The organism is Sulfitobacter sp. TMED3, from assembly GCF_002167505.1.
GTDB lineage: Bacteria > Pseudomonadota > Alphaproteobacteria > Rhodobacterales > Rhodobacteraceae > Sulfitobacter > Sulfitobacter pontiacus.
This window is the reverse complement of sequence record NZ_NHBI01000068.1, coordinates 1-8,013: the sequence shown is the minus strand read 5'-3', so window position 1 is coordinate 8,013 and position 8,013 is coordinate 1. Positions and strand designations below refer to the sequence as shown.

The window sequence follows — 8,013 nt, the reverse complement described above, 5'->3', positions numbered from 1 at the left end:
AGAAGATAGAGAACAGTCGCAGCCATGAGGATATCAAGGGCGGTGAACAGCAATTGACCAGTCATTAACCCCAATGAAGGTGTCTGAAAGCTGTGCCCGCGCACTGTCATCTCTGACTTTCGGATAGCGAGTGCCGCCAACAAACCGAGTGAGACGATCAAAGCCACGATACCGACCCATCTGAGGACTTGCGGACTGATTGATGTAAGGGACTGCAGAGCAAATGGGTGGTAGGCGAGCGCCCCGAATCCGACAATCGTCGCCCCAAGACCGAAGGACAAAGATCCAAAAACCGCGATGGCTGCAATATCGTATGCTGTAAGCCCTAGTGATGAATAGATACGATAGTGCACGGCACCGCCGGTCACCGGGCCAGCCCCCAACGTATTTCCAAGAGCATATCCAAGAAACCCTCCGGTCGCCACAACTGGAAAGGGTAGCTTCTTGCCAATGTACCTTAAGGCGGACCAATCATACCCAATCAGCGCGGCGTAGCCCGTGAACATTGCCAGAAGCGCCAGCGCGATGATGTGCCAGGGTGTTCCACGGACCTGATCCATAACCTCCCGGAAGCTTACTGGCTTCAACAGATGGTAAAGAGCAAAAGCCCCGAGCGCGAACAATCCCGCGGTCAGAATATACGGCGCGATCGGCTTGATCCGCGTCCAAATTCCGGTTGATCGTACGAACTGCGAAATCGACACTGCGGCCCCTTTATATCTGGCACATTCTCAAAACTTCCACCGCCTGCATACAGCGCTGAAATGACGAGCGATCTGGCATTTTTAGACTTCCCTGACGACCGCACGGCAGAGGGTAGCCTCTTGATTTTGGCGCATCAACTGGCGTCGTGCTCTCATCGGCGCATGAACTGCTTTATCAGCCGAAAAATGTAGACGCCGATCAAGCCCACTATCACGAGTGTCGAAACCGGATCAACCCAAGCCGCCACGGCATCATACTGTGCTTGCAACAAAAAACCCGCCGCAGCCAGCAAGCCGGTCCAGATCAAACTGCCGAGTGTCGTGAAAATCAGGAAAGGTCTCAGCGGCATACGTGCCATTCCGGCAGGAACCGAAATCAGCGTACGCACGCCCGGTATCATCCGGCCGAAAAAGACCGCGCGCCAGCCATAGTCGCGAAACCACGTCCCTGCGCTGTCCACGTCTTTTGGAGAAAGCGTAAGCCAGGCACCGTGCCGTGCGGCGAACCGCTGTAACCGCTCCTCGCCGATCCAGATGCCGATGTAATACCAAAACAACGCACCTAAAACAGAGCCGATGGTGCCGGCGAATATCGCCGCAGGTAGCCAGAGTTGACCCTCTGCCGATAGATATCCAGCAAGGGGCATCACCAGCTCTGACGGGATCGGGGGGAACACGTTTTCGGCAAGCATAAGAGCAGCGACGCCAACATGTCCGAGACCACTCATCCAAGTTGTAATGATATCGAACATGCTTACTCTTCCCAAGTCTCTGGCTACCGCATCCTAGATCCTAGGCGGCACCCTAAGTGTCTGGGGCACAGCTACGTCAAATGGCTCTACTCCGACCTGACAGAGAGATTACGGATTGGTAATGGAAAGCATCCGCGTCAGCTGCACACCCGGACTGATTGTGCCATACGGTTAGTCAGCGTCTGGAGGGGCAGCATTTGGATCAGCGCCAGACCGACCAAAGATCCAGCCAAGCCGCCAAAATGTGAACAACATGACAGCGGCGGAAATGACCATTAGCCCGATGGCGTAAAGATAGCCGAAACGCCAACCCAGTTCGGGTAGATTGTAAGGTGACGCCCGATCAAAGTTCATACCGTACAGACCTGCAATGAAGGTCATCGGGATGAATATTGTCGCGATCATCGTCAAGACCTTCATAACTTCGTTCATTCGATTGGAAAGCGACGACAGTTGCAAGTCGACGAGGCCTTGCGCGGTTTCGCGATAGACTTCTACCATATCGAGAAGTTGAAAGGCATGGTCTGAACAATCCCGCAAGTAGGGCAGCAAATCTGTGTTTATCTGGGGCGTGTCATCGCGCTGAAGTATGGTTAACGCGTCACGCATCGGCCAAATCGCATGTCGCAAAACCAAAAGATCGCGTTTTAACATATGGATGTTGCGCATCGCACCATCGCTGGGATTGTGCAAAATGCGTTCTTCCAATGCCTCGATCAAATCGCCCTGTTCTTCCAGAACAGGAAAGAAACTTTCGACCACTGCATCGCAGAGAGAATAAAAAAGATACTCGCTGGAATTACGTATGCGCCCCTTGCCGCCAGCCAAGCGTTTACGAACGCCATCAAGACAGTCGCGGCGCTGTTCGCGTAGCGTCAGAACAAAATCTTGCCCCAGAACAAGTGTAATCTGATCCGTGAACGGCTGGTTTCTGACCGGCATGCGCAAAACGGTTTGAACGAGATCGCCATCAATATCTGTGTGGGGACGCTGGTCCAGGTGAAATAGATCCGCGATCGAAAGATCACTGAGACCCAAGTCCTGAGCTAATTTCGAGATTTCCGCGTCATTCTCAAGCCCGACAATGTCAATCCAACGGAACTGCCCCACTTGCGCGGGCAGCAGCCGGTCTTGCACTTCGTATGTCGTTGCGCCGTAGATATGCGTGGTGATCTCAGTTGGAAGGGCGTTCTGTGGCGCTGTAATCTCAACCGGAGATCCACCAACCGGACGACTTCGCCGCCTAAAAAGACCAAGTCGCTTCGCGCTCCGAAATCGTGATTTATAGTCGATATGAATCTCCCTAGTATTTCACCAGTGTTTTCAAAAGCATCTCCTTGGTCAATAGTGAAGGCGGAGGTGCGGTATGAATTGGCAATCGCTACAGTCTTGGCTCGTGAAACTTCATCCAGATACATGGTCCGGGGCGTTCGCCCTGGCTATTCTGTTCTGGGTTGGCGGATTGCTTCTATCGTGGACGCTACATCGCGCAATCTGGTTGGTGATAGAACGCGATCGTGATCAACGCATTGACCGTATGGCTGCCCGCTTTCTCTCCAAGGTGGCAAGTGTCTTTGTCTGGCTCATAATCATGATGCTCTATGCCCATATGATTCCGGCGCTGGACCGCCTGAGTACCGCACTGTTAGCCAGTGTATCTGTTGCCTCGATCGTGATCGGACTTGCCGCTCAATCGACGCTCGCAAATTTCGTTTCGGGCCTCAGCCTCATCTTTTACCGTCCATTTCGCCTTGGGGATCGCATTCAGATCAACGCGCCGACGGGGCTAGAAACGGGAGTCGTCGAGGATGTCTCACTTGGGTACACAATCCTGCAAACTTTCGATAACCGGCGGGTGATCATTTCGAACTCGGTAATTTCCAACACTGTGATGGTCAACGTGACCGCTGTACACCCGCGGGTAATGGCAATCGTGCCGTTCTCTATCGGCTATGACGCGGATATCGACAAAGCCCGAACGCTCGCATTGGAACTTGCAGAGGCTCACCCGCAGGTAGAAGAGGTGGCAGGATGCCCGGTGGTATTGCTCGGCGCGTCCAGTGTCGACTTAACTCTGAGAGTCTGGTGCCCTGACCCCGTGATCGGGGCCGGCGTCAAATACGACCTCACTGAAGCGATCAAAAAACGGTTCGATACGGAAGATATTGAAATCCCCTTCGCATACCAAAATGTCGTCGTGAAATCGTTGCCAACGTCAGCCCCCGCGCGCAAGCCCGAGCAGAAAGACAAAGACTGTTAACAGCAGTACTGCCAACATCGAGGAAAACAGAACTTCGATTGCGCCGAACATGGATCGCCCCGCATCTGAGCGCTCAATCTGTCGCCGGATAACCAAAAATCGCAACGATGCGAGGGCCACAAGCACCGCACTGGAGATCACCAATGCCAGCCCTGTCCATGTACTATTCGCGTTGCTCGGCAATCGTTCAATAACAATTCCGAAGCCTGCAATTGCGACAGCGGTTCTGATCCACGATAGATAGGTTCTCTCGTTTGACGCGTGCTCTTGAAACTTTTCGATCACATTCGTTTCCTCAATAACTCAGGTCGACACAGCCTACAGCGCATTTTACCTCTGCGCTCCCGGGGCCGCCACTTCCAACGGTCCAGGCAACATGCCGACTTCCTATCATCGCTGCCTAGTCTGTCGCTGACAAAAATCTGTGTAATGCACCGCTTTCATGACTTGGGGCGCTCTGTTCGGTGCGACTGTATCTGCGTGCTGGAATATCTTGGTTGCCCGAAAACTCGGAGCCGTAGTTTATTACATCGTTGTATTGTTGCCGTCAGGCCGCGACACGGGATGCCACCCATATCCTTAGGACAAGAAACAAGGAGATCTGACCTATGGAACGTATTAAATCTATTCTGGCAAGTATGCTCTTGGCCGTGATCGTATTCGCCGGGTTCGGCTTTGGGATTATGGCCATTGGTTTCGCGATTGTGCTCGGTGGGGCATTCGCGCTTGCTCTCCGCCTGGCTGCACCCCGTATTCTAGCCGAAGCCGAGAAACGCGCACAAGCTGATCCGGTCGGGCCATTTAAGGCGCAGCCTGCCTCCCTCTAAAATCAGTTCTACAGCACACCAGCGGCGGGGAAGTTCCCCGCCGCTGGTCGTTTAAGCATCCAAAACCAGCGCCATTCCTGTGAACAGTGACAGATAGGCTGCAGGGCTCCGGGCCTGGGTAAGCATTGGGATGCCGTTTAATGGGCAGACCCGTTTGTACAAAACGGAATTTCCAACCTTACATAGATGTAATTCAACAGTCAGTCATTCGAGAATGACGCCTCCTAAATCAGTCTCATCGGACGGGATGGTCCCGCCCTACACCAAGGAGACGAAAATGAAACGTAACAAACTAGTACTCGCCGCCACCTCCGGTCTTGTCGGCCTCTCGGTTCTTGCGGGATCGATGGCATATGCTGCAAGCCAATCCGATGCAAAATCGGCCGAAGAACTTCAGCAGTTCCTGACGGCCAATCCCAAGGTCGCAGCCGTCGTCGCGGACGTTGAAACCAAAACTGGCGGCAAAGTCATGGAAGCCGAGTTTGATGACGAAGCTCAAGGGAACGGTGTTGTCGAATTCGAAGTCGTCATGGCGGATGGGTCCGAACAGGAAGTTCTGTACACTTTGGCTGACAACTCGATGACAGTTAACGCTGAGGATCAGAATGATGACGTCGACAACGACGCCGAAACAGACGACGATGGCGAGAACGAAACTAACGACGACTGTCAATCGCAGAGTAAAAGTGGGCCAGGTCGCGGCATAAAAAGGGGCCACTGCGTTTGATGTTGTTTTGCGCTTTGGCGCGCGTGCTCTTCACAAAGCTGAAGCGGGCCAGAGCGCATGCTGGCCCTTGGGCCAGCATTTTCCTGTCTTTGATTGTGGGTGGATTATTGTCGGTTTTTGCGACTGTGTTTGAGCCGGTAGCTTTCGCCATTCATCTCGAGGATGTGGACGTGATGGGTCAAACGATCCAGCAACGCGCCAGTCAGGCGTTCTGATCCAAAGACCTCGGTCCATTCATCAAAAGGCAGATTTGAGGTTATGATGACGGATCCGCGTTCGTAGCATTGCGATATGACCTCAAAGAGCAATTCTGCGCCGGATTTGCTGAGGGGCACAAAGCCCAACTCATCAATGATCAAGAGGTTCTGGCTGGTCAGTTGTTTTTGAAGACGCTGCAATCGCCGCTCATCTTGGGCTTCGATCAGATCATGAACCAAGGCTGCCGCCGTTGTGAAGCGTACTTTCAACCCGCGTTGACATGCAGCCAATCCAAGTCCCAAAGCGATGTGCGTCTTGCCCGTGCCTGACGGTCCAAGGGCGATGATGTTTTCCTTGCGATCAACGTAATCACAGCGTGCCAGCTCCATCGTCAGCGGCTTGTTCAAGCTGGGTATGATCTTGAAGTCAAAGCTATCCAAGCTCTTGGTACTGGGGAACTTTGCCGCTTTGATGCGCCGCTCAATCATCCGGCGCTCGCGATCAATCAGTTCCATCTCACACAGCCGTGCCAGGTAGTGCACATGGTCTTTGTTCTCGGCCGCACAAAGCTGCGCTTGTTTGGCATACTCGCCTTGGAACGTTGGCAGTCGCAGCTTTTTGAGATGGTGGTGCAGAAGGATTTGAGGCGCGTCAGTCATGCTGCTGTCCCTCCGATCAGACTCATGTAGCTGGATGGCCGCGTCATGGCGACATTGGCCTTGGGCAGATACGGATAGAACTCTAAATCCAACCTCGGCGGTCGTTTCTCAACCCGGCACAGCACGAGATGCTTTACAGCGTCATAGCCAATTGCACCCAGATCAATGGCATGACTGATTGCGCCCTGTACAACATCCATGTCGAATGTTTCCAACAGACGCAGGACCTGAACGTATTCCCGCTTGCCCGGTTTGCCCATGCGGGCTTCGAGCAGGCGGTGCAGGGTCGCGAAGACGTCCGGCAGTTCCCAACCCTGCAAAGGCGCTGCCTGATCCAAGGCCCCAACCTTCTGCTCAATCAGCGGCAAGAAGTGCAGCGGATCAAAGATCATATCCGCGGATGCGTAAGACCGCTGGTGCCGTGCGATCACCTCATTGCCGCAACCGATCAGTACCTCGTGTACAAAGCCACGCACATGAACGTCATGGTGTGCATAGGCCACCGGTACCGAGTAATCATTGCCTTTGTAGCGCACCATCGAGATCGATGTGGCCCGTGTGCTGACGTGATCGCAGGCTTCATACTCCGCAACGGGCAATCCCATCAGCGCATCCAAATCAGATATCAAGCGCTCGCCGATGGTTTTGTCGTGGCCACGAAGTGTCTCGCCCTGTCGGGCCAGGCACTTCGCTTCAAGGTGCGCATTGAGATCATCAAAGCTGTCAAAGCGTGGCGCGGGCACCATGAAGTTGCGGCGGGTGTAGCCAACCATCCCCTCAACATTGCCTTTATCGTTGCCTCGCGCAGGCCGCCCAAACTTGTCATCAAACAGGTAATGCGATTGCAACTCTGTGAACCGCTGGGTCCGGACGCGGGTTTTGTCCCCCAGAATGCGGGCGACTGCGATCTTCGTGTTGTCGTAAAGAATGGACTGCGGGATGCCGCCAAAAAACGCAAAGGCTGACACGTGGCCGTCACAGAACGCCTCGGTTGTCTCGGCGGGATATCCCTTCACAAACACCGCATCCGAATGGGGCAAGCTCATCACAAAGAAGTGGATCTTGCATTCCACGCCGCCAATCACACCCAGCGTCTCGCCAAAATCTACCTGCGCATGGCCCGGAAGATGCGACAACGGCACAAACACCTCTTTGGTCCGCCGCTTTTGCTCACGAACGTAATAGGTCACCGTCGTTAAGCTGCCCGCATATCCATGTTCGTCGCGCAAACGCTCGAATATGCGCTTTGCTGTGTGTCGCTGCTTTTTGATCAAGGCTTTGTCAGTGCGAAGGATCTCATCGATCACACCAACAAACCCATCAAGCGTCGGGCGGCGTGGCGGTTCTGAACGCTGATAGCCGGGCGGCAGCTCATGGCGCAGCATCTTGGCAATCGTCTTACGATCTTTATTGAAGTAACGCGCGGCCTCCCGCGCTGACATGCCGTCCTTCAAACACGCGCGGCGCACGCGGCTATAAATATCCACAGAATACATCTCCCGCCCTCCGCATAAACGAAGGGCACAAACTGGCGGACTTTTACTCCGCTACAACTGCAAAACGCAGCCGCTTCCGTGGGCCAATATTGCTCCGCGTTTTACACCGGGACGGGAGGGCGATGAACGCAACCACCATGCCCACATCCTGCTGACCACCCGCGAGCTGGACGCAGAGGGCAGCGTGCCCGGCGGGGGCTTCACCACCAAGAACCGCGACTGGAACAAGGTCGAGGTTCTTGAGGGCTGGCGCGAGGCGTGGGCGCGCGACAGCAATGCGGCGCTTGAACGCGCCGGCATCGAGGACCGCGTGGATCACCGGACGCTCGTGGCGCAGCGTGACGAGGCGCTTGAGCTGGCATCGGCGGCGCGGGAGCGCGGCGACGAGGG

Annotated in this window: 10 protein-coding genes; 4 read left to right on the top strand and 6 right to left on the bottom strand. The window is 54.6% G+C overall.

The annotated features are described in order from the left end of the window. The 3 genes from CBB63_RS15595 to corA form a co-directional block, all read right to left on the bottom strand. Window positions 1-704 (bottom strand): lysylphosphatidylglycerol synthase transmembrane domain-containing protein (locus CBB63_RS15595; RefSeq protein ID WP_286699794.1); only part of this gene is annotated, 704 nt, incomplete at its 3' end. Between the two features lie 152 nt (window positions 705-856). Next, the gene (locus tag CBB63_RS15590) at window positions 857-1,456 is read right to left on the bottom strand and encodes a DedA family protein (RefSeq protein WP_009826672.1); all 600 of its coding nucleotides are present in this window, start codon (window positions 1,454-1,456) and stop codon (window positions 857-859) included. A gap of 171 nt (window positions 1,457-1,627) precedes the next feature. Next, window positions 1,628-2,593 carry a magnesium/cobalt transporter CorA gene (corA, locus tag CBB63_RS15585; protein WP_009826673.1) on the bottom strand — a complete coding sequence of 322 codons (966 nt, stop codon included), beginning with the start codon at window positions 2,591-2,593 and terminating at the stop codon, window positions 1,628-1,630. 229 nt (window positions 2,594-2,822) lie between these two features. On the opposite strand from corA, the gene CBB63_RS15580 reads away from it, so the two are divergent. After that, the gene (locus CBB63_RS15580) at window positions 2,823-3,716 is read left to right on the top strand and encodes a mechanosensitive ion channel family protein (RefSeq protein WP_286699793.1); all 894 of its coding nucleotides are present in this window, start codon (window positions 2,823-2,825) and stop codon (window positions 3,714-3,716) included. Here the strand turns inward: CBB63_RS15580 and CBB63_RS15575 are convergent. After that, the gene (locus CBB63_RS15575) at window positions 3,672-4,001 is read right to left on the bottom strand and encodes a YidH family protein (RefSeq protein WP_083779642.1); all 330 of its coding nucleotides are present in this window, start codon (window positions 3,999-4,001) and stop codon (window positions 3,672-3,674) included. The two genes, CBB63_RS15580 and CBB63_RS15575, sit on opposite strands and share 45 nt — an antisense overlap. A gap of 323 nt (window positions 4,002-4,324) precedes the next feature. On the opposite strand from CBB63_RS15575, the gene CBB63_RS15570 reads away from it, so the two are divergent. Continuing rightward, window positions 4,325-4,543, top strand: coding sequence for a hypothetical protein (locus CBB63_RS15570; protein ID WP_037954330.1), 219 nt, complete (start codon window positions 4,325-4,327; stop codon window positions 4,541-4,543). A 277-nt stretch (window positions 4,544-4,820) separates the two neighbouring features. Continuing rightward, window positions 4,821-5,270 carry a hypothetical protein gene (locus tag CBB63_RS15565; protein WP_286699792.1) on the top strand — a complete coding sequence of 150 codons (450 nt, stop codon included), beginning with the start codon at window positions 4,821-4,823 and terminating at the stop codon, window positions 5,268-5,270. Window positions 5,271-5,374: 104 nt separating this feature from the next. Here CBB63_RS15565 and istB read toward each other — a convergent pair whose 3' ends face one another. Continuing rightward, window positions 5,375-6,127 (bottom strand): IS21-like element helper ATPase IstB, encoded by a 753-nt coding sequence (istB, locus tag CBB63_RS15560; RefSeq protein ID WP_286699791.1) that lies wholly within the window; start codon window positions 6,125-6,127, stop codon window positions 5,375-5,377. Continuing rightward, window positions 6,124-7,623: an IS21 family transposase gene (gene istA / locus CBB63_RS15555; RefSeq protein ID WP_286699790.1), complete on the bottom strand. Its 1,500-nt coding sequence runs from the start codon at window positions 7,621-7,623 to the stop codon at window positions 6,124-6,126. Before istA ends, istB begins: the two co-directional genes overlap by 4 nt. Between istA and CBB63_RS16380 the strand changes: the two genes are divergently transcribed. After that, window positions 7,607-8,013, top strand: a 407-nt coding sequence (locus CBB63_RS16380) for a MobA/MobL family protein (RefSeq protein WP_353744280.1), incomplete at its 3' end; no start/stop codon positions are given. The genes istA and CBB63_RS16380 overlap by 17 nt on opposite strands.